This window comes from Microbacter margulisiae (genome assembly GCF_014192515.1).
Lineage (GTDB): Bacteria > Bacteroidota > Bacteroidia > Bacteroidales > Paludibacteraceae > Microbacter > Microbacter margulisiae.
This window is the reverse complement of record NZ_JACHYB010000001.1, coordinates 1913771-1936127: the sequence shown is the minus strand read 5'-3', so window position 1 is coordinate 1936127 and position 22357 is coordinate 1913771. Positions and strand designations below refer to the sequence as shown.

General features: G+C 41.3%; 19 protein-coding genes. 5 read left to right on the top strand and 14 right to left on the bottom strand.

Annotation, left to right across the window (positions count from 1 at the left end; genetic code table 11):
- From FHX64_RS07880 to FHX64_RS07860, 5 genes are all read right to left on the bottom strand, one after another.
- Complete coding sequence (locus FHX64_RS07880; protein ID WP_183413219.1) at positions 1–990, bottom strand: DUF4922 domain-containing protein; 990 nt, start codon at positions 988–990, stop codon at positions 1–3.
- A gap of 46 nt (positions 991–1036) precedes the next feature.
- Entirely contained in the window at positions 1037–2497 is a 1461-nt protein-coding gene (locus tag FHX64_RS07875) for a glycosyltransferase family 2 protein (protein WP_183413217.1), read from the bottom strand.
- Positions 2498–2515: 18 nt separating this feature from the next.
- Positions 2516–3331 carry an N-acetylmuramic acid 6-phosphate etherase gene (gene murQ / locus FHX64_RS07870; RefSeq protein WP_183413215.1) on the bottom strand — a complete coding sequence of 272 codons (816 nt, stop codon included), beginning with the start codon at positions 3329–3331 and terminating at the stop codon, positions 2516–2518.
- Positions 3321–4193 (bottom strand): ATPase, encoded by an 873-nt coding sequence (locus tag FHX64_RS07865; protein ID WP_183413212.1) that lies wholly within the window; start codon positions 4191–4193, stop codon positions 3321–3323. The genes murQ and FHX64_RS07865 overlap by 11 nt, the downstream gene beginning before the upstream one ends.
- 287 nt (positions 4194–4480) lie before the next feature.
- The gene (locus tag FHX64_RS07860) at positions 4481–5329 is read right to left on the bottom strand and encodes a hypothetical protein (protein WP_183413211.1); all 849 of its coding nucleotides are present in this window, start codon (positions 5327–5329) and stop codon (positions 4481–4483) included.
- Positions 5330–5990: 661 nt separating this feature from the next.
- Between FHX64_RS07860 and FHX64_RS07855 the strand changes: the two genes are divergently transcribed.
- The gene (locus FHX64_RS07855; RefSeq protein WP_183413210.1) at positions 5991–8825 is read left to right on the top strand and encodes an FAD-binding and (Fe-S)-binding domain-containing protein; all 2835 of its coding nucleotides are present in this window, start codon (positions 5991–5993) and stop codon (positions 8823–8825) included.
- 1 nt (position 8826) lies between these two features.
- On the opposite strand, the gene FHX64_RS07850 is transcribed toward FHX64_RS07855, so the two are convergent.
- Genes FHX64_RS07850 through trmB form a run of 6 tightly spaced genes read right to left on the bottom strand, consistent with a single transcriptional unit; the run spans position 8827 to position 13836 of the window.
- Positions 8827–9882, bottom strand: coding sequence for a TerC family protein (locus FHX64_RS07850; RefSeq protein WP_183413209.1), 1056 nt, complete (start codon positions 9880–9882; stop codon positions 8827–8829).
- 45 nt (positions 9883–9927) lie between these two features.
- Positions 9928–10296, bottom strand: a complete 369-nt coding sequence (locus FHX64_RS07845; protein WP_183413208.1) for a DMT family protein — start codon at positions 10294–10296, stop codon at positions 9928–9930.
- A 19-nt stretch (positions 10297–10315) separates the two neighbouring features.
- The gene (locus FHX64_RS07840; RefSeq protein WP_183413207.1) at positions 10316–11575 is read right to left on the bottom strand and encodes a T9SS type B sorting domain-containing protein; all 1260 of its coding nucleotides are present in this window, start codon (positions 11573–11575) and stop codon (positions 10316–10318) included.
- Positions 11576–11607: 32 nt separating this feature from the next.
- Positions 11608–11919: a hypothetical protein gene (locus tag FHX64_RS07835; RefSeq protein WP_183413206.1), complete on the bottom strand. Its 312-nt coding sequence runs from the start codon at positions 11917–11919 to the stop codon at positions 11608–11610.
- 42 nt (positions 11920–11961) lie between these two features.
- A complete protein-coding gene (locus tag FHX64_RS07830) occupies positions 11962–13026 on the bottom strand; it encodes an Mrp/NBP35 family ATP-binding protein (protein ID WP_183413205.1) in 1065 nt (354 codons plus the stop codon).
- 51 nt (positions 13027–13077) lie between these two features.
- On the bottom strand, positions 13078–13836 hold the full coding sequence (trmB, locus tag FHX64_RS07825) for a tRNA (guanosine(46)-N7)-methyltransferase TrmB (protein WP_183413566.1): 759 nt from the start codon (positions 13834–13836) through the stop codon (positions 13078–13080).
- 236 nt (positions 13837–14072) lie between these two features.
- On the opposite strand from trmB, the gene folE reads away from it, so the two are divergent.
- The 3 genes from folE to FHX64_RS07810 all read left to right on the top strand — a co-directional run bounded on the left by folE (position 14073) and on the right by FHX64_RS07810 (position 16375).
- A complete protein-coding gene (gene folE / locus FHX64_RS07820; RefSeq protein ID WP_183413204.1) occupies positions 14073–14654 on the top strand; it encodes a GTP cyclohydrolase I FolE in 582 nt (193 codons plus the stop codon).
- Between the two features lie 107 nt (positions 14655–14761).
- Positions 14762–16027, top strand: coding sequence for a phosphoglycerate kinase (locus FHX64_RS07815; RefSeq protein ID WP_183413203.1), 1266 nt, complete (start codon positions 14762–14764; stop codon positions 16025–16027).
- Positions 16028–16225: 198 nt separating this feature from the next.
- The gene (locus FHX64_RS07810) at positions 16226–16375 is read left to right on the top strand and encodes a hypothetical protein (RefSeq protein WP_183413202.1); all 150 of its coding nucleotides are present in this window, start codon (positions 16226–16228) and stop codon (positions 16373–16375) included.
- A gap of 5 nt (positions 16376–16380) precedes the next feature.
- Here FHX64_RS07810 and FHX64_RS07805 read toward each other — a convergent pair whose 3' ends face one another.
- Complete coding sequence (locus tag FHX64_RS07805) at positions 16381–17625, bottom strand: PLP-dependent transferase (RefSeq protein WP_183413201.1); 1245 nt, start codon at positions 17623–17625, stop codon at positions 16381–16383.
- 818 nt (positions 17626–18443) lie between these two features.
- Positions 18444–20111: an energy-dependent translational throttle protein EttA gene (ettA, locus tag FHX64_RS07800; protein WP_183413200.1), complete on the bottom strand. Its 1668-nt coding sequence runs from the start codon at positions 20109–20111 to the stop codon at positions 18444–18446.
- A 577-nt stretch (positions 20112–20688) separates the two neighbouring features.
- Here ettA and FHX64_RS07795 point away from each other — a divergent pair.
- Positions 20689–21399: a Crp/Fnr family transcriptional regulator gene (locus tag FHX64_RS07795; RefSeq protein ID WP_183412506.1), complete on the top strand. Its 711-nt coding sequence runs from the start codon at positions 20689–20691 to the stop codon at positions 21397–21399.
- Positions 21400–21439: 40 nt separating this feature from the next.
- On the opposite strand, the gene FHX64_RS07790 is transcribed toward FHX64_RS07795, so the two are convergent.
- Entirely contained in the window at positions 21440–21592 is a 153-nt protein-coding gene (locus FHX64_RS07790) for a hypothetical protein (RefSeq protein WP_183412505.1), read from the bottom strand.
- Positions 21593–22357: the final 765 nt, after the last annotated feature.

Below are 22357 nucleotides of genomic sequence, written 5' to 3'. Positions count from 1 at the left end.
TTATTTCATTGTCTGCAAAGCGTTACAGATGTTATCTGCTTGTTGGCAGTCAATGGAGACTTCCTCAAGGATAGTCAGCATGTTTTGTTCAGTAATTTTGTTGAAATCCACTTTGCGCGGCGTGATGAAGACTCCTCCAAGATCGACTGACGCCGGACTGATTAGCAATTTTGTCTTGTCTTTAGCAAAATAGCAGTCCGGACGGTGTAAATCACGTGGGAAGAGCCATATAATCCATTGTCCTTTCTTCCAACTGCATAACAGGTTTATCATCGGTTCCGGTTGATTTGCATTATGGGGCAAAAGCGCATAGATCCTGTCAAACCACAAACGTAACTGACTGATATCCGCAGATTCCATAGCCAACAGGGTATGGGGATATGTGATATGCCGTAATAAGATGAACTGTGGTTGTTTGATAATTGCTTCGGATAGCTTCCTCCATCGCGACCAATGAGCTTCAATGGGTAAAAAGCCTTTGTTTCCTGCCTGGAAATGGAGGTGGTCAGGGGCAGAAGCTCCACATTGCGGGCCATTATAAAATAATACATAGTCGGGAAGATGCTGCGCTAAAAGCAGCATATCTTCAAAATGTGTGGCAATTTTTTGATCAATATGTTGTACGGATGGAATAGTCAGATGTCTGGGAAAAATCGGGAAAGGATTGACCAGTACTTCATAACGATTGTCGATTAGGATGCCTTGTTGTTCAGCAGGGCGGTTGTGTGCACACAGAAAGCAAGGCCGTTGTTTAATAGACTGAGGATCGACTTTTGCACCGGACGATATAATGCGTGACGGGTTAAACTGTATACGCATGGGAAATCCCCATACATTCATTTCTTTCGACTCAACAGTTGCCAGCGCTTCATAATTTTGCCTTGCAAGATTCCATGTTGACAATTGTTGTCCTATCAACGCATTGACTTTCTTGCGTAAGGAATTTGGAGATTTGTCTGTCAATGAGTGTATTAATGCTTGTTGTTTCATGGTTTTTGTTAATCAGAAAGAATTTTAATTGTCGTGTGCCGGGTTCTTATAGGTTCATTTGTTGCCGTGCTTTGAGTTCCCATGTCCGGATGCGGTCTTTGTAAAGGTTGTGCTGGTTCATTTTTTGCACATCAAGGGCTGCATCGGAGTTGTCTTCCCATCGCCGGCATAAATATAAAACGTCGTAGATTCGTCCGATACGATATTTACGGGAAACAGCCAATCCTAAAGCATAATCTTCCCCGTAGCTGGTGTTAGGCACATGCAGTTGCCGTAGCAGAGAGGTATAGAACGCTCTTGGAGCTCCAAAGCCGTTGATTCGTAATGCATTATTTCTGCCATTTTCTTCAGTCCACTCTTTATGGTCAATAATGCCGGGAGGAATGGTTTGCATAGCGAAATTGGTAATGCAATAACTTCCCACCACCATGCCACATTTCTGTTCATAAAATGCATTGACAATGGCTTGGAGCGTGTTTTCGCTGCTGTAAACATCATCACTATCCAACTGGACGGCAAATTTTCCGCATTGAGGGTGATCAATTCCCATGTTCCAGCATCCGCCGATTCCCAAATCAAACCGGTTGGGAATCAAATGGATTAAACGCGAATCGGAAGCATAGCGCTTGATCACTTCTGTTGTACCATCGGTAGAGTGATTGTCGATAATAATCAGATTGAAACGAAAATCAGTTTTTTGATTGAATACTGACCGGATGGCATCTTCAATCGTTTTTACCCGGTTGTAGACGGGAATAATTACGGACGCTTCTGCAGGAAAAGAGGCCTCATCAAATTGTATTTTTTCAAATTCTGCCGGTAAATAGGCGTTTACTGCCTTTAGGTGGTTGGTGCAGGCTTGCTCCATTTCCAATTGGACAATCCTGTTTTTCGGATCTACATAATCGAAAAGTTTTTCTCCGCTTGCCCGTTTATCGGATTCAATTTCCGAATAGAGGTATTCGTTGATATGCTCAAGACTGTTAGTTTGTGAAATTTTGAGTCTCAGATCGTATAAACCGGCATATTCAAATGTTTCATGCATTTGTTCAACCGCGGCTTTGAATGCCTGTGTGCGGAACAGCAACAGGGAACCAAAATCAAAATCATCGCGCAGGCTTCCTTGTTGATAATCGATCAAAGGATGAGCCTTTTTTTGATTTGCTTCCCATTGGTAAGCGTCTGCGTATAACATGCCTGCCTGGGTATCTTCAGCAATACGAAGCATACGCTCCAGTCCGAGGTATCCAAGTTGCAGGGGCAGGTATTTCAAATATAGTAAGATGTAGTCGGCTTGTGCTGCATTGGCAATTTGTTTCATGGTTGCTGTTGCCGTGGTACGGCTTGTAGTAATTGCCGGATGTCCTTCTATACTAGTTATTTCGGTGGAATGATCCGTAGTTATGAAATGGATCTGACGAATGACAGGGGAGGATTTCATTTCGTTGAGAGTACTTTGTACCTGCTCAAGTGATTCGTAGGGGATGAATGCATCGATAGTAGCCATAGTTTTTAGTTTAGAAGGTTATTTCGTAAAAAACGCATCCAATGCCTTTTTTACTGATCCGTGGAGCAGCAATAAGTTTTTGGCAACGTCGTAGTTCAGATGCGTCTCATCCATAATCATGCGTGTTCCCCTGTCAATAAGTTTTTGATTGTTTAATTGCATGTTTACCATCCTGTTCCCTTTTACGCGACCCAATTGAATCATAGTCGTGGTGGTAATCATGTTTAATACCAGTTTTTGTGCAGTGCCGGCCTTCATACGTGTACTTCCTGTAACAAATTCAGGTTCAACGATGACTTCAATGGCAATATCTGCAAATTGTGAGACCGGAGCGTCCGGGTTGCATGAGATAGAAGCTGTCAGGAGGCCTTCCTGTTGAGCATGCTTTAATGTTCCAATCACATAGGGCGTTGTCCCTGATGCTGCAATGCCAATAATTGTGTCGTTTTTGTTGACATGGTATGGTTGTAGATCCCGCCATCCGCCTTCTTCATCATCTTCAGCCGATTCGACGGCAGTCCGTAATGCTGTGTCGCCACCTGCGATCAATCCAATTACCATGGATGCCGGAACTCCGAAAGTTGGGGGAATTTCTGATGCATCCAGAACGCCTAAACGTCCGCTTGTGCCTGCTCCCATGTAAAAAATCCGTCCTCCCCGTTTCATGCGTTCTACGATGCCTGTGACCAACATTTCTATTTGAGGAAGAACTCGTTCGACAGCTAATGGCACTTTTTTATCTTCATTGTTGATCCCTTTTAGAATCTCGCCAACCGAGACTTTCTCAAGGTGATCATAAAGCGAGCTTTTTTCTGTAATTTTTTCAAATGCCATAACGTGAAGTTTCTAATAAAGCGTGTTTTGCCTGATAGTATGTAATTAATTTGTCCATGGGTGCCTGTAAGATTGCCCCCAGTTCAATGGATAAATCAGAGGCAACATGGCGTAAAACGTGCTGGTAATAATATCCGATGGAGCCCACTATTTCAACTTTATAGTCTTTATAATCGTATTGAAAAACATTTCTTTTGAAGAATTCGGCAAAGCTGTCATACACCAATTGGTAAAGTTCCGGTTCATCCAGATTTTCATGTAAGAAAATGGATAAGGAGGCCAGAAAACGGCTGGGGAAGGGTTTGGTATAAATGTTTTCTACGATTTCCGCTTGTGTCAACTGAAAGCGGTTAAAGAACCGCTCCTGAATGGTAGGTGACAATTGATTTTTTAGACAGTCAGCCACTAATTTTTTTCCAAGGGCTGCACCACTACCTTCATCACCAATAATAAATCCCAAAGGAGACACTTGCTTGACAATGGATGTGCCATCAAAAAAACCTGAGTTTGACCCGGTTCCCAAAATGCAAACGATACCTGGCTGGTCGCCGCATAATGCCTTTGCTGCACCTAACAAATCGCTTTCCACTAAGATTTGACGGAACCGGAAAACCTTTTCGAAAGCATTGGTTATCATCAGCTTTTGTTTTTCAGTTGCGCAACCTGCTCCAAAAAAGTAAATAGCATCAATTTCTTCAACATGTAGTTGTTGAAGCAGTTGTTTGCGTAATTGTGACTCAATTTGTAGCTCAGTCTGAAAAAACGGATTAATACCGGATGTTTTGTAATGCAATGTTTCTGAAGTGTTTTTCAACAGGCTCCAATATGTCTTTGTTGAACCACTATCTGCTATCAAAATCATAGTGTTAGATTATTTGATATCTCCATGATAATCACATGGGGTGCATTTTTGAATTGTTCTTTTGGTATAGCGTTTTTAATGATTGCTTTGTTGGCTCTGTCCTTATGTTTATTCCAGAAAGCATCATTTCGACTACAAAGTTAGAACAATTTCAAGTAATACAAATAGTGGAAACAAATAAATAAATATTTTTATGTGATTTCTTATATATAAACATATATTTATTATAAAGCATTCGATAATATAAAATATGTTTTGTGATTCTGCTGTTTTTTTTGTTGAGGTTGTTATTCTAAATGGATGCTTTGCGTGTGATAATTAACTAACCCAGACATTGGAGATTTTTGAATTTGCCCTATTTTAACGCCAAATTCGGCAGCAACTTCGTGCAAAATATTCGCATAATGAAATGCGACGAGCCCCATGAAATGTACCGGATAGTCCTGATAATCATACTGTAAAATGTTGCGCAAGAAGAAATTTCTGAAATTTTGCTTTACAAGGTCGGAAACATATGGATGATCTAAATGATCATGAAGGAAGAATGAAAAAGTGGCCAGAAACCGGTTTGGGAAGGGCTGTCGGTAAACATGTTCCATAATATCCGAAGGCGTGATACGGTATTTTTCATACATTTCGTCTGCGAGCTCCTGGGGGGCAATGTGTTTCATGCAATCACTTAAGAACATCTTGCCTAATACGGCACCACTACCTTCGTCACCCAGGATATATCCTAACGGAGAGACATTCTTAATAATCTTTTCTCCGTCATAAAAACATGAATTTGAGCCTGTGCCTAATATGCATCCCAATCCTGTCTTCTTTCCGAAAAGAGCACGAACGGCAGCTAATAAATCGCTTTCTACTTCCACCGGAGCACGAAATTGTGTTATCAGCGAAGATTTTATGATTTCTTTTTTTTCATCTGATGAACATCCGGCACCATAAAAATAAATTTGATCAATTTTTCGTTTGAAAAATGCTTCTGGAAGTTGCAGTCGGATGGAGCGACTGATTTCACGCCGGATCTGAAAATAAGGATTTAATCCTTCTGTAAAAGCATGTTCAATTACATAAATGCCTTCAACTAAAACCCATTCCGTCTTGGTTGATCCACTTTCTGCTATTAATTTCATGTTGCTAATGTATTTATTAATGGTCAGATGAAAATATGTGCATATTATAAATACAAACATTAATGAAAAGATCAATAGCGCGTGATCATCAGATAATTAACTGTAAAATCGGATAGATTCGTTTATCGTTGACTCTTTAGCATCAAGGTCTGTCGTTGTCGCATTTTGTTTGTTTAAGTTACGTAATCTTTGTGCCATGCAAAAATAAACATTGAAAATGAGAATTCACACACCAGATGTGTTTTTATTCTTTTTATTTATCTGTTAAATTAATGCTGCGTGTATTGGACTTGTTGTTTTGTGGAATCTAAAAATTTTGGGTAAACGTTGAAGTATGATGTAAAGTGTCATGATATTATAATCAGATTTATTGATAGTTACATGTCGGTTTTGTGAGATGGCTAAAGTAATGTAGTTATGCGGAAATTCTATGTTATATCATGGGTGGTTTTCTGGTATGGAAATATTGTGTCAAATAAAATAATTGTATAAAAGGATATTTTGTGATATGAATAATTATTTTAATTGTTTTGGCGTGCTGTTTTTTTATTTTCTTCCGTTACTTTGCATGTCTGTTTGTGTTGGCTTTCCAGCATCTGCTTTATTGTAGAGAAGGCCTTTTACAGCGACACGCGAGCGAAATTTTAATGCTAAGATATCTATGAAAACTGCAAATTCACGTGAGGTGGCATTTATCCAGAAATCACATCAAATAATTAATTCTAAGCGTATTTATACAGATTACATACATCGACTGGCCTGGGGGACGGATGCCAGTTGTTACCGGCATATTCCGGAAGTAGTTCTTTTTCCAAAGAATGAAGACGAAATGCAGAAACTCCTTCAAACGGTTTATCAGGACAATGTTGCTGTCACTTTTCGTGCAGCGGGAACCAGTTTGTCAGGGCAAACTCTGAGTGACTCCGTGATGATAGTGGCCGGGAAGTTATGGGAAAGCTATAAAATGAATGATAAAGCTGAAACAATTACGATGCAACCAGGTTTGGTTGGAGCGCGTGTTAATGAAATCCTTCAGCCATACGGAAAGAAATTTACGCCCGACCCGGCGTCACTCCAGTCGGCCATGGTAGGTGGCATTGTAATGAATAATGCTTCCGGGATGAACTGCGGGACGCATGCCAATAGTGATAAAATGCTTGTTTCAGCGCGTATTCTTTTTGCGGATGGCTATTTATTGGATACCGGAGATAAGCAAAGTCAAAATCGTTTTCGAAATGAACGGACATCTTTTTTGAAAGAACTGGAAGAGATTCGCCAGACAGTGATCAATAACCAACCCCTGAAAGAGCGCATTCTTCATAAATACAGCATCAAAAATGTGACAGGCCTTAACCTGCTTCCATTAGTGGTTTTTGATGATCCTTTCGATATTATCGCTCATCTTTTGGTGGGATCGGAAGGTACATTGGCGTTCATGTCTGAGGTGACCATGAAAACGGCTGCAATCTTGCCGTTTAGCGCCAGTGCAATGGTCTACTTTAAGAATATCAGGACGGCTTGTCTCGCTGTTCAAGAAATAAAACACACATCGGCTGTGGGAGCTGAACTACTGGATCGAAAAGCGTTACGGTCGGTGGAAGGTAAACCCGGAATGCCTGAACATTTACCCTTGTTTGGGGAAGAAGTGACAGCCTTGCTTATTGAAACAAAGGCAAATACTCACAAAGAGTTAGAAGATAACATTCAGGAGATTTCTCAGGTTCTTGGAGATTTCGATACAGAAATGCCTTTTGAGTTTACGGATGATGCATCAGTCTATAAAACATGGTGGGAGATGCGTTCCGGTATTTTCCCTTCCGTAGGTGGCATGCGTCCTGCTGGTACCACGACAATCATTGAAGATGTGGCTTTCCATTTGGAAGATTTGCCTGAAGCAACAGCGGAATTACAACATATTTTAGTGAAACATGGCTATGCCGATGGGGTGATTTATGGTCATTCACTAGAAGGTAACTTTCATTTTATTATTAATCAACAGTTTGATGATCCCGCTGAAGTTGAGCGGTATGAACATTTGATGAATGATGTTGTCGAACTGGTGACAAATAAATTTGACGGTTCGCTGAAGGCCGAGCATGGAACCGGACGCAATATGGCGCCTTTCGTTGAACGTGAATGGGGCAGTGATGCTTTTGAAGTGATGAAACGGATCAAGAAGCTTTTTGATCCGAAGAATATACTGAATCCGGGCGTCATCTTTAATGATGATCCAACCGTGCATCTCAAGAATTTCAAGTCGTTTACGCCGACAAATCCGCATGTTGATAAATGTATTGAATGTGGCTTTTGCGAGATTAACTGTTTGACTTCAGGATTCACTTTGTCTGCCCGGCAACGAATTGTGATTCAGCGCGAAATATCCAGACTCAGGAAGAGCGTTGAAAATGAAAAGTTACGCCAACAATTGGAACGGGAATATCTATATCCCGGAAATGTAACCTGTGCGGGTGACGGGCTGTGTGCCACCTCTTGCCCGATGGGAATCAATACAGGTGAACTGACACATGACCTGCGGCATAAACAGTTTCCATCAGATAGTATTGGTTGGCAGATTGGTAATTTTACGGCAAATCATTTTGCAGGCGTAAAATCGGGCTTACGTTCGGTGCTTTTTCTGGCCAATACAGCTCATAATGTGCTTGGGAGTAAAGCAATGACATTTGTGGCTAATGAAGCGTATAAACTGGGAACTCCGCTTTGGACTACCGCTATGCCTAAACCGTACAAAATGAAAAGGGAAGAGGCTGTCATTACACAAAATCCGTTGAAGGTAGTTTATTTTCCAAGTTGTATCAATCAAACGATGGGAGTGGCAAAAGGGAATCCTGACCAGACTCCGCTGCCTGATAAGATGGATGGATTGCTGAAAAAAGCGGGGTATGAGGTAATTTATCCTGAAAAAATGGAGTCTTTATGTTGCGGAACGATTTGGGAAAGCAAAGGTATGTTTGATATTGCCGATCGTAAAACATTTGATTTGGAAGAGGCATTACTGAAAGCCAGCGAAAATGGACGATATCCTGTGCTATGCGACCAAAGTCCATGCCTTTACAGAATGCGTGAAAAGATAAAGCGTTTGAAATTGTATGAACCGGTCGAATTTATTGAGACTTTTCTGGTCAATCGTCTTGATTTTCATCCTATAAATGAACCTGTCGCCATTCATACAACCTGTTCCATGACAAAAATGCATTTGGGAAATATGTTGTTTCAATTGGCACATCGTTGCAGCAGCGAGGTTTTGGTTCCCCAGGAAGTGGGTTGTTGCGGATTTGCCGGTGACAAGGGATTTACTCATCCGGAAGTCAACCGGTATGCTCTGCGAAAACTTGCTCCACAACTGGAATCTTCAGATATTAAATATGGCTATTCCAACAGTCGCACCTGTGAGATAGGATTAACTACCAACGGGAAGATTCCGTACATGTCCATTGTGTATCTGGTAGATCAATGCACTACGCCTAAGACGCAATAAACTATGGATGGGTCGTTGCTTTTTTAGGAAAAATGACAGATGCCAGGATGCTGATGCCAAGAATGGCAACGATGATGACTAATGATGCCGATGTGCTTATTGGTAAGTGAAATATACCGTCAAGAAGCATTTTTACGCCAATAAAAGTGAGTAATACCGCCAACCCGATCTTCAGGTAATGGAATAACCCGATTACGTGCGAAACAACAAAGAACAGTGAGCGTAATCCTAAAATAGCGCAGATGTTTGATGTGAAAACAATGAAAGGATCTTTGGTGACGGAAAAGATAGCCGGCACAGAATCAACCGCAAAAATAACATCAGAAAATTCAATGACCAGAACTACTAAAAGCAAAGGAGTGATCATCCAGTTCCCATTTTGTTTTACGAAGAAAGCATCTTTTGCGAATGAAGGGAAGACCCGGAAGTGTTTCGACGAAAATTTTACTACCGGATGGTTTGAGACCTCAATATGTTCTTCTTTGTTGCGTTCAATATACATTTTTATCCCCGAGTAAATCAATAATGCGCCAAAGATCCAAAGAATCCATTCAAATTGTTGAATGAGCGATGCCGTAATATAAATGAAAAGAAAACGCATGATGATTGCTCCCAGAATTCCCCAGAATAATACCCGGTGATAATAGGCTTTGGGTACCCCGAAACTTAGAAACAGCAGGATCATTACAAAAATATTGTCTACGGATAAAGAGTATTCTAAAAGATATCCGGTAAGAAATTGCAGGGAAATGGTTTGACGATAAAGTTCAAGATTGGGTTGAAGTCCTAATGCCGGATTGAGATGCATTTCATGCCCATGTAGCCTGTTGATTTCCTGTAGTCTGCCGAACGTTGTAATGTGGTGAATGGTATCGCCGTCCAGCCGTATAAAAAGGTAGATAGCTCCGGCAAACAGGATCCATACAATGGTCCATAGCAGCGCTTCTTTCATGGAAATCTCATGGCTTTTGCGGTTAAACACACCTAAATCGATGAATAAAAGGGCAATAACCAATACCAGGAATGAGATAAAAAACGTTGTTTCGTGAGTGAGCATTACGATAGTTGAATTTTATCCAATTATAAAACCGGACAAAGTTTTTTATTCTTTGAAAACCAGATAGACAGCCGCTATGAGTAGAATCATTGCCAAAATATGATTCCATCGAATGGTTATTTTGAAAACAATCATTGAAAAACAAACAAACACAATCAGAGTAATAACCTCTTGAATAACTTTTAATTGCATTAAGGAAAAAGGACCTCCGTTTTCCCTGAATCCGATGCGGTTAGCGGGAACCTGCACACAATATTCAAAAAACGCTACTCCCCAACTCATCAAAATCACTGTAAACAATGGAAGAGATTCAAACCATGAATATTCCCTTAGTTTTAATTGTCCATACCAGGCGATGGTCATGAAAATGTTGGATATTGAAAGCATCAAGATCGTCAAAAATCCGTTTGTCATAAATGTAGTGTCCCAAAAATTATTTATCCCCCTTGTTTCGTAACAGGCTTACGCTGCCTTTTAGCTTGTAACGTTTCCCATCTGCACCAGTTGCAGTGATCAGGTAATAATAAACACCAGGGGGTGCGAGTCTTCTTCCTACCCGGCCATCCCATCCTTGTCCCGGATCCGTTGTCTCGAACACTTTTCCTGCCCATGACGAATATAGCAACATGTGAAATTGGGTGATTGACCGGAAGGAGACCCTGAATTGATCATTGATGCCATCTCCATTAGGAGTAAATACATTTGGTACGTCTATAAATGAAGTGCTTACGGTTACTGTGAGTGAATCGCTATACGAACATGTATTTTGTCCGTTGGAGACAATCAACACCACTTTATACGTTCCGGCCTGATTGAAGATATACCGCAGGTTAGTGTCGGTATAGCGCAAATAGGAGCCTGGTGTTTGATTGTCATAAATATACCATTCATAGAATTGGGTAACAGGCGTGTTGGCATTGCTTTCAAAATCGACATTCAGCGGCGCAGATCCTTCCAATGTTCCGGTCTCTCGTCCGGCTTCGTTTAAGGCCGTTCGTTCTACGATAGTTCCTGTCATATGTGATTCGGTGCGTACGGCGGAATATGTTGCAGACGTGATAGCTGGAGCCGTCATGCCGAATTGCGTTGCATATTGATCGCCCGACAAAGTAAACTGGGTATCACAATAAGGAGCGCTGACGGAGACAGTTGTTAATGGAGCTGTCAATGTTTCAGTTTGTGTAATATTGTTCCAGGAGCCATTCGTATAACTTTCATCATTATACGTTAATGTGAATTTACGGGCTAATTGATGGCTTACGCCTAATGAGTCGCGGTAGAGTAATGGTGGAATTGATCCTGAGATTTGCAATGAAAGTTGAGAACAGGGATCATCGTCGTTAACAGGTGAAATATCCGACAATTGAACAGGGTAGTTATGGTAATCAATTACCCAGATATAATACTTTGTCCCGTCGGCATTCAAAATATATCCTGTTTCATCTTCGACGGCGATGGAGGATTGATTGCTTACGAATGATCCGTCAAATTTGGTCCACAGGTAACTGTTGGCGTGGCCTGTGAACACTATCTGATTATCGGAAGTAATCCCATTGAAAAGAAAAAGAGATTGCAATCCCGTTATACTGCTTCCTGTGAGTTCAATGGCACGCCCTTGTCCCGTGACGACAAATTGCGCCCATGTCATGCCATACGTGCATAAAACCACAAAAAGTAATAGGAATCTTTTCATTCAATAGTCTGTTTGTCAGTTAGTCCGAATGCTTATTTTTTGCTCGTCCCGGAAATCTTATCCAGATTGTCATTCAAACGATTGATAGCCTGCGTAAGTTCTTCTATTTTGTGTGTCAGCACATCATCATTCCGGGTTAACCCGTCAATGATCTGTTCGATAGACAATTGTTCTTTTACTCCTTCCAACCCGGTAAGGATTTGTTCGCCTATCTTTTGTGCACGCTCCGGGTCTGTTCCCATTTTGTCCTGAAGGATATCGCTGATTTTGTCAACAACAGTGTCCCGTTCTTGCAAACCGGCAGCAATACCCATTTTCAGCAATAGATTTAATGCGGGTTTCATATGTTTTATTTTTGAATTGAACAATCAGGGCTTTCGCGCTAATCATTTTTTGTTTAATAGGTGATCCACGTTATTGGCTAATGCGGTGAATGCTATAGAAACCGGCGATTCATCATTTAACGCAATTGGTTGTCCTGCATCGCCGCTTTCGCAAACACTCTGCACCAAAGGAATCTGTGCCAGCAGAGGTACTTTCATTTCTTCTGCCAGTCGTTTGCATCCCTCTTTGCCAAAGATGTAATATTTATTATTAGGTAATTCTGCCGGCGTAAACCATGCCATGTTTTCTACTACGCCTAACACAGGCACATCAATATTTTTATTGGTAAACATGTTGACGCCTTTACGTACGTCGGCTAATGCAACTTCCTGTGGCGTTCCAACAACAATAACCCCGGATAGCTTTACGGTTTGCACTACCGTTAAAGGAATATCTCCTGTTCCCGGAGGCATATCCAGAAAAAGATAATCCAGATCGCCCCAACTGGCATCGTTGATTAATTGTTTGATGGCTGTAGTGATCATGGCTCCACGCCAAACCAGTGCATTGGTGCGGTCGACAAAAAATCCGATTGATAAGATTTTCATGCCGTATTGTTCAACCGGGACAATAAGATCTTTGCCATTGATTTTCTCAACAAAAGGTTGGGCATCTTCAACGTTAAACATTTTCGGAACAGAAGGCCCGTAAATATCAGCATCCAGCAAGCCGACCCGGTATCCCAGTTTCATCATGGCAACAGACAGGTTGGCCGCTACAGTGGATTTTCCAACACCGCCTTTGCCTGAGAAAACAGCTACAATGTGTTTTACTCCCTGTAACGGTTTTTCCGGCACCGTATGTTGTACCTCTTTTATTTTTACTGTAATATTTCCTGCAATTTCAACTTCTGCTCCAACGTATGTCAGGATAGCTTGTTCGCAAGCTTTGACGACTGATTTGACAAATGGATCATTTGGTTTTTCAAAGATTAAAGAGAACGATACCTTGTTGCCTTCAATACGAATGTTGTCCTCCACCATGTTTGCCGTTACCACGTCAACTCCTGTGCCGGGATAACGGACATGCACAAGAGCATCTAAAATCAATTTTGGATAAAGTGTCATAGATTCATATGTTATTAAAATATTTACTTTTACAATCGCTTCCTGATGGGATTAAACCCTCAGTTGAAGCTCGCTTCGTTTTTCACGCCCATAACTGCGGTATTCATCCAGGGGAATAAGGATATCCGGTTCTTCCCATTGAACAGGATGTTTCAGCTTGAAGTGCAGGTATTTAATGGTAATGCCCCGCGCCATCCATTGTTGTTCATAATAGGTACGGATTGACAAAACAGGATCGGACGTGGCGATGGGAGCAATATCTTCCAGTTCGTTAATAACCGGCAACCCATTGAGTTTTGCCATTTCCTGGGTGTAAGTGTATAAAAAGGCGCTGTCTGTCTTTAGATGAATATCTCCGTTGGGAACCAGGATTTGCTCATATTGTTGCATCAAACGTGTAGAAGTAAGCCTTTTGTTACGTTTTTTCATTTGTGGATCCGGAAAGGTCAGCCATATCTCGCTAATCTCATTTTGAGCAAAGAAATAGGGGATAAGTTCAATGTGTGTCCGTACAAAAGCTACATTCGTCAGTTGCTTTTGAATAGCTTCCTTAGCGCCTGCCCACAACCGCGCCCCTTTGATATCTACTCCGATAAAGTTCTTTTCAGGGAAACGTTCTGCTAAGCCGACTGTATATTCGCCTCTTCCGCAGCCTAATTCCAACACAATCGGGCGTTCATTGGAAAAGAAAGCGTGCCATTTTCCTTTTTGCTCAAAAACCTTACCCGAAACAAGTTCCGAATAAGGCATTTGAAACACGTGCGGAAATTCTTCTATATCTTTGAATTTTTGCAACTTGTTCTTTCCCATAGCCTTTAATAAATGTGATACAAAGATAGGCATATTTTTGACCTTTTGGAAATCTGTTAAACGGGAGAAAGGGTATGAATGGCAATCAGAATCAAATGAGTCAGGTTACATAAACCGGGTGTTGGTTGTGAAAATGGGGTAGGAGTAACTGAGTCATTCATAAGATGTAGTTCATGGCTGGCCATGTCCGCAATCCCATAAATTTTTCCTACTTTTGCAACTCAAAACGAATCATCATGGAAGTAGTATCCGCTGAAGAAAGTGTCACGGAACAATTGATGGAGCATTACAGTGCGATCCTCAGATTATTGGGAGAAGATGTAAACCGCGAAGGTTTAATACGCACTCCCGAACGTGTTGCTTTGGCCATGCAGTTTATGACGCAGGGCTATACCCAAAACGCAGAAGAAATCCTCTTATCGGCTAAATTTCGCGAAGATTATCGCCAAATGGTTATCGTGAAAGAGATTGAATTTTACTCGATGTGCGAACATCATTTGTTGCCGTTTTTCGGGAAGGCTCATGTCGCCTACATTCCCAATCATTATATTACAGGACTAAGTAAAATTGCACGTGTGGTAGATGTCTTTGCACACCGGTTGCAGGTGCAGGAACGCATGACGACTCAGATTAAAGAGTGTATTCAAAGCACGTTGAATCCGCTTGGCGTGATGGTCGTTATAGAGGCTCAGCATATGTGTATGCAAATGCGCGGCGTCCAGAAACCGGGATCGATTACTACCACATCTGATTTTACGGGTGTGTTTGAAAGCGCCAAGACGCGCGAAGAGTTCATTAACCTCATTCAGCGCAAATAATAAAAAAGATAAAAGTCATTACTTGTGCCTTTTAATGCATCGTAGTATCGCCAGAAAAGCTTATTTTTGAAGAAGCATTCCAATTCATTTTTAAATACATAGTGATTATGCAAACTCTTGACAAATTTAATTTTGCCGGTAAAAAAGCTTTTGTTCGTGTGGATTTTAATGTGCCTTTGAACGATAAGTTTGAGATTACCGATGACACACGTATTCGTGCAGCACTTCCTACATTGAAAAAGATTCTGTCCGATGGCGGAAGTGTGATAATTGGTTCACATCTGGGTCGTCCGAAAAAGAATCCTGATCCTAATTTTTCATTGAAGCATATTGTGGGTCATGTTTCCTCTCTCTTGGGCGTGACAGTTCAGTTTGCCGATGATTGTATGGGTGCAGAAACGGCTGCTAAGGCTGCATCATTAAAATCAGGCGAAGTTTTGATGCTCGAAAACCTTCGTTTCTACGCTGAAGAAGAAGGTAAACCCCGTGGTTTGAAGGATGATGTCTCCGATGAAGAAAAAGCTGCTGCTAAGAAAGCTGTTAAGGCTTCGCAGAAAGAATTTTCCAAAACATTGGCTTCGTATGCCGATTGTTATGTCAACGATGCATTCGGAACAGCTCACCGTGCTCATGCTTCAACTGCTTTGATAGCTGCTTATTTTGATACCGACCACAAAATGTTTGGTTACCTGATGCAAAACGAGGTGGAAGCTGTTGAGAAAGTGCTTAAGACAGCCGTTCATCCGGTAACTGCAATTATTGGCGGTTCTAAGGTTTCTACCAAGATTACGATCATTGAAAACCTGCTTACCAAAGTGGACAATCTTTTGATTGTTGGTGGTATGGCATTTACATTTGCTAAAGCGCAGGGTGGTCATGTTGGTAATTCCTTATGCGAGGATGACATGTTGGATTTAGCCAATGACATATTAGCTAAAGCGAAAGCCAATAATGTGAATCTTGTGTTACCGGTTGATTCGATCATCGCAGATAAATTTGCTGCTGATGCTGCAACTAAAGTTTGCAACAATGATGTCATTCCTGACGGATGGCTTGGTCTTGACTTAGGTCCTGCTGCCGTTAATCAGATGACTGAGGTGATTAAGAACTCAAAAACTATTTTGTGGAATGGCCCTGCAGGTGTTTTCGAAATGGATGCATTTGCCGGTGGTACCAAAGCCATTGCCGAATCTATTGTTGCTGCAACCAAAAGCGGTGCTTTCTCATTGATTGGTGGAGGTGATTCCGTTGCTGCAATCAATAAATTGGGTTTGGCCGGTCAGGTAAGCTATGTTTCTACCGGTGGTGGAGCTTTACTCGAAATGATCGAAGGAAAAGTACTTCCTGGCATCGAAGCCATTCGCGGATATTAATTGTTTTCTTGACATTAAATTTTAAGATAAGTAAATGTGGAAAATAAATAGAATCGTACCCTTTCCTGGTCGAAAAAAGCCAGGGAGGATTTAAATATAAAAAGGGCAGCTATTGTAAAATAGCCGCCCTTTTTTGTGCTCTTATTTTGCCCCTGTGATTTTGGAGGTGGTGTCTAAAATATCAAAAATCATACATTCATGTCAAAAGTCAAAGAACTTGTGCCGGCGACGGGGGAGTATCTCAATGTATGCTTTATTGTCAATGTTGCAGTTACACGTCCCACAGCAAAAGCAAAAACTATCGAATCGATTTACTCAATGAGTTGTTTCTGTTTTGATGATACATAATTGTATTATGCTTTGAGTAACGCTTGCACAAAGTCGGCATATAAATCCTCCACACTTTCCAATCCCACCGAAATGCGGATAGTCTTGTCCGACACATTCATTTCCTTACGCACTTCGGGGGTAAATGTTCCGAAAATGGTACTGGCAGGGTGGATAGCCAGCGTTTTATTGTCAAACAGGTTGGTGGCACGGCGCACCACTTTCAGTTTATTCATAAATTCAAAACAGGCTTCGCGCGAGGCAAGATTGAATGTAAACATAGCTCCGGGGCGGTCGCCAAATTGACTTTTGCTTAACTCATAATATTTATTCGAACACAACCCTGTATAATTGATTGACTCTACTTCCGACAGCTTATCCAGTCTTTCAACCAGCTTGAAGCAAGTGTCCGTAGCTTTTTCATAGCGTAGAGTCAGCGTTTCCAGTCCCAATATTTGCATATAGGCTACTTGCGGGGTCATATATGCACCCAAATTCCGGTGAATTTCCTTGCGTAACTTCGTTGTAAAAGCTATCGTACCAAATTTTTCAGTCATGGTGTGTAATTTTGGAGTCAACAGCCAGTTGAAGTTTCCATAATCCAGAATCAAACCGCCAAGACTCGTTGCACCTCCCGAAATATATTTGGTACTCGACACAATTTCTATGTTGATGCCAAAGTCTTTTGCATTAAAAGAACAAAAGGGAATGATCGTCGTGTCGGCCACTAACGGGACTTCTTTTTGTTTGCAGATTGTCGATAGCGCTTTCAGATCCACCACCTCGAGTTGGGGATTTGTCATAATCTCCAGAAAAACAGCACAGGTATCTTTGTCAATACGTGCTTCTACTTCGTCGGAATTGGTCAGGTCGCAAAAGCGTGTTTCTACACCAAACGCAGCCATCGTTGAAGCAAAAAATGAATAGGTGTTTCCAAATAGGTGTTTTGAAGTAACAATATTACTACCTGTTTTGGCCAAGGTAATAATGGTATTACTGATAGCTGCCATACCCGAATTCAGTGCAGTTACACTCAGCGCGCCCGTGATGGTTTGGATGCGGTTTTCAAAATACTGAACCGTGGGATTGGTTATACGAGAATAGGCATGATCGGCCGATTTACCGGTAAAAGCTGCCTCCATTTCCTCTGCTGTGTCAAATTCGTAAGCAACAGAATTATATACGGGCATGCTCAATGCACCATACACATCGGGCTTACCATAAGGCGTATTCAATAGTTTTCCGTTAAATGATAAATCTTCTTTGTTCATAATGCATTTTTTAGAGGTAAGTAATTTATTGATTTTGGTAACGTTCAATTTTATCTCGTAACTCTTACTCCTTACCTCGTGTATGTTACTTTTTCAATCAGTTCAAAGTAACAATAGTAAATGTGTAAAGTCTCAATAATATATTCAGTTATATACTCAACTTTCGCAAGTAAGGTAACTTACTGATTTATTTAAAAAAGCAGCATATGAATTTTATAAAGTCGCTGAAAATCAGTAATTTCGAGTTGTAAAAGATACACTAATACTTTCAGAGATAAATAGCTTTTTTACTTCAAGTGAAAAAGCAATAGGAACAATCTCCATTTTTATATGTTTATGTTTCTAAAAGTTACCGTATAAAATTCGAATTCCATTTCTGACACTCTGGATCAGGCAACCATTCAGGGACCTTATTTGATTTTATTGGTTTCCCTTAGCAGCAGAAACAATAATCACCCATGTAATTGACCTTATTCCCTTATTTATTGCATACGAGGATAATTTGTTTACAAGAAGTTAAGAGCCTAATATCCAAATACTATTATGTTTTGGATGTAAAAAAAATACGGCTCATTTCATGTGTTTATAATTTGTTTTTAAATGTCACATGGAACTCACACATAAACATTTCTTTGTGTGTCATGCTTTATTTGTCGTGCTCGTTTCATGTAATAAGGGAATAAGGTTTGTCTGATCTTAATATGATCTATTGTACTAAGGTTCGGTTACTTCTAAAATAAGGTTTTCAATCTCAAAAGCCAAACTTAACCGGGTTAATTGAATCGTGCGAAAGTTGAATTATTAATTCTTTACTTTCCCTATACCAACTTACGATAATGTATTCGTTTGGGAGTAATATCGCCCAGGCGCTTCATCTTGTTTTCTTCGTATTCCGAATAAGAACCTTCAAAGAAGACAACTTCCGAGTTTCCTTCAAAAGCCAGGATATGGGTACATATACGGTCTAAGAACCATCGGTCGTGAGACACCACAACAGCACATCCAGCAAAGTCTGTCAGTCCTTCTTCCAGAGCGCGTAATGTGTTGACATCTATGTCATTTGTGGGTTCATCCAACAGCAGCACATTTGCCTCTGATTTTAGTGTTATGGCAAGATGGAGCCTGTTTCTTTCTCCTCCGGAAAGTACGCCGCACAATTTTTCCTGATCTCCTCCGGTAATATTAAACCTTGATAAATAGGCACGTGCATTTACTTCACGTCCTCCGATACGGATCAGTTCCTGTCCTCCCGAGATGGTTTGATAAACCGTTTTCTCCGGATCGATGTCCACGTGGGTTTGATCTGCATAGCCCAAGCGGACGGTCTCACCCATTTCAAACGAACCTTTATCAGGCGTTTCCAATCCCATCATTAACCGGAATAACGTTGTCTTTCCAGCTCCGTTTGGTCCTATAATACCTACGATACCATTTGGAGGCAATGCGAACGACAGGTTATCAAATAACAGCTTTTCTCCGAATGCTTTGCTTATTCCTTTAGCTTCAATGACCTTATTTCCTAACCGTGGCCCGTTGGGAATGAAGATTTCCAGTTTCTCTTCCCGTTCTTTGGTGTCTTCATTCAACAGGCGATCGTAAGCTGATAAACGTGCCTGGCTTTTAGCATGGCGTGCTTTAGGAGCCATCCGCACCCATTCTAGTTCTCTTTCAAGTGTTTTGCGGCGTTTGCTGGCTTGTTTCTCTTCCTGGGCCAGCCGTTGTGTCTTTTGTTCCAGCCATGATGAATAGTTGCCTTTCCATGGAATGCCTTCACCACGATCCAGTTCCAGAATCCATCCTGCCACGTTGTCCAGAAAGTAACGGTCGTGGGTGATGGCGATTACTGTCCCTTCATATTGCTGTAAGTGATGCTCAAGCCATTCAATCGATTCGGCATCCAAATGGTTGGTGGGTTCATCCAGCAGCAGAATGTCGGGTTGTTGCAATAACAACCGGCAAAGCGCTACCCGCCGGAGTTCTCCTCCCGATAAAGTGCTGATGAGGGCATCTTCGTCCGGACAACGTAACGCATCCATGGCACGTTCCAGTTTGTTGTCAATGTTCCAGGCATCTACATGGTCAAGTTTTTCCTGAAGCACACCTTGTCGTGCAATAAGGGCATCGAAATCAGCATCCGGCTCTGCAAACTGAGCATTAATTGCTTCAAATTCATTGAGCAGATCCATGGTTTCCTGCACACCTTCCTGTACAACCTGTTTTACGGTCTTATCAGGGTCTAATCGGGGTTCCTGAGGAAAATATCCAACGGAATAGCCGGGTGAAAAAACGACCTGGCCTTCATAGTTAGTCTCTTCTCCTGCAATGATTTTCATTAGCGTGGATTTTCCTGAACCATTAAGTCCGATGATGCCTATTTTGGCACCATAGAAGAAGGAAAGGTAGATGTTTTTAAGAGTTTGTTTCTGAGGGGTAAACGATTTGCTTACGCCCACCATGGAAAAAATAATCTTTTTGTCGTCACTCATATGGGTTAAATTTCGAATTAAAAGCGTTAGGCGTGAAAGCCCACTGTGATTTGCCTCTGCAAAATTAGCAAATGCTTTTCAAACGCTGAAGCACAAGGCAACTATTGATGATGAACAATAAAAAAATCAGGAAGTTATACCCTCAAACCTTCAATCCTTGTTTAATTTGCCTCCGGCTTTTAAATTTATTTATATGTTACAGACCTCAAAGGTTTTCAAAACCTTTGAGGTCTCTACGCTTCATTCAACTTTACACCTTACACTTTACACTGCTATTTGTCTTTACACCTTAAACTTTCAACCGTAGTTCTCTTTAGACCGCTGTTCGCCTTTGCACCTTTCCACCGCTGTTTATCCCTCAATCCCTCAATCCTTTGATCTTTCAATTTTAAGGGACGTAGCCCTGTGATCTTAATAATAGATTAATAAAACATCTACCATCATAAATGAGTTGAAATGGTTTTAGAAAGGTTTTTCCAAATAATACTTTCGCTATTGTTATTGATTTGTAATTAATTAACCCTTAACCCATTTGTTGATCTTATTACATTTCATAAATTTGTGTTTTGTATTTATCATGTTGACACAATTTCTTGAACATAACCTTCACCTGCAAGAGTGCGCCAATAGCTATCTCTCACCTCAATATGAGCAATTAATCCGCTTGGTACGGGACTTTGAACGCAAAGTACCCAATGTCCTGTCAACCTATTTTATCCCATGCCGGTTTAAGAAGAATGAGTTATTTTTACATGAAGGGAGTTGCGCCCGTTATGTCTGGTTGATAGCCAGTGGGGTAGTATGCAGCTCTGCCAACGGCAGCAACGAGACAACCACTACCGGTTTCTATTTCCCGGGCGATTTTGTCGGTTCATACTTCAGCATGCAGTTAAAGTGCGCTTCGGAACACAATCTGGAAATGGTGCAGGAGGGGCTGCTTTACCGGATAGCGGTCTGTGACCTTAAGCGCCTGCAACAGCAATATCCGGAACTGATGCGTATTGAACAGATTGTCATGGCATGCCACAACTCCTACCGTCACAATCATAACCTTTTGTTGTTGCAAAATGATGCCACCGAACGCTACCGGATAGTGACAGAGCGTTATCCGCAATTACTCTCCTCGGTTTACAAACGCAAAATTGCATCCTACATCGCCATTGAGCCCCCTTCGCTAAGTCGTGTGATAAAGGAGTTTGCCCGGAAACAGATCCATTCGAATGGGCCTATACCCGGTAAAATTATACACTCCATCCTGCTTTGTCTGGGCTTCATCACCGACACATAGCAGGTTGCGTTCCCTTTCCGGCTGTTTTTGCCCCATCCGGTCAACAGATGCATCCATGTCCCTGCGGGAAAAGGACATAAGCACATCCGCGATGGAAAATAGCCCGCCGTAAATCTTCCCCCACACCATTCCCACGCCACATCATTGCCCCATTCACAAAAGCTTTGAAGGATTTCAGGAATTGACTTCCCATGGCAAATAATCTATCGTTTCATTCCCCCTGAGGATATATTATAAAAAAACATAAATAACATCCGGCATCCCGTGGCCTTAACAAATGGTAAAGGTTTTGAGGTGTTGCTGCCTTTCCTTTGCGTCGGGAATCAGACAGGTGATCTGTTTCCTGATGCTCTTTGACACTCTTTTTCTTCCATATCGGGTAAAAAAAACATTTTACAAGGTGAATTTCGCCAATGTAAGCTTACATAGTGACAATGTAAGCTTGCAAAGTAACAATGTAAGCTTACATAGTAACAATGTAAACCTGCAAAGTGACAATGTAAGCTTGCAAAGTAACAATGTAAGCTCACATAGTAACAATGTAAGCCTGCAAAGTGACAATGTAAGCTCACATAGTAACAATGTAAGCTTGCAAAGTAACAATGTAAGCTTACATAGTAACAATGTAAGCTTGCAAAGTGACAATGTAAGGCTGCATAATAACAATGTAAGCTTGCAAAGCACTTTTGTAAAGAAGGGCTGTGGGTCTGTTCAGTAAAGTATGTCAGGAAAGGGCTTTCATTGATATTCTATCCCGGGCCTATTGAATAAACTGTGTCAGCAAAGGGAAGTTAAACGCCTGAAGATGCGATGTGCCCACAATTTATTTATTCATTCCGCAAAAAAATAACAGGGTGTCCGGCTGAGATGCGATAAACCCAAACAACACAGGCAGGGAAGAAAGGAGATAAGGAAAAGAAACTCTATCCGCAGATAGGGCGGTGATTATATGTTCTAT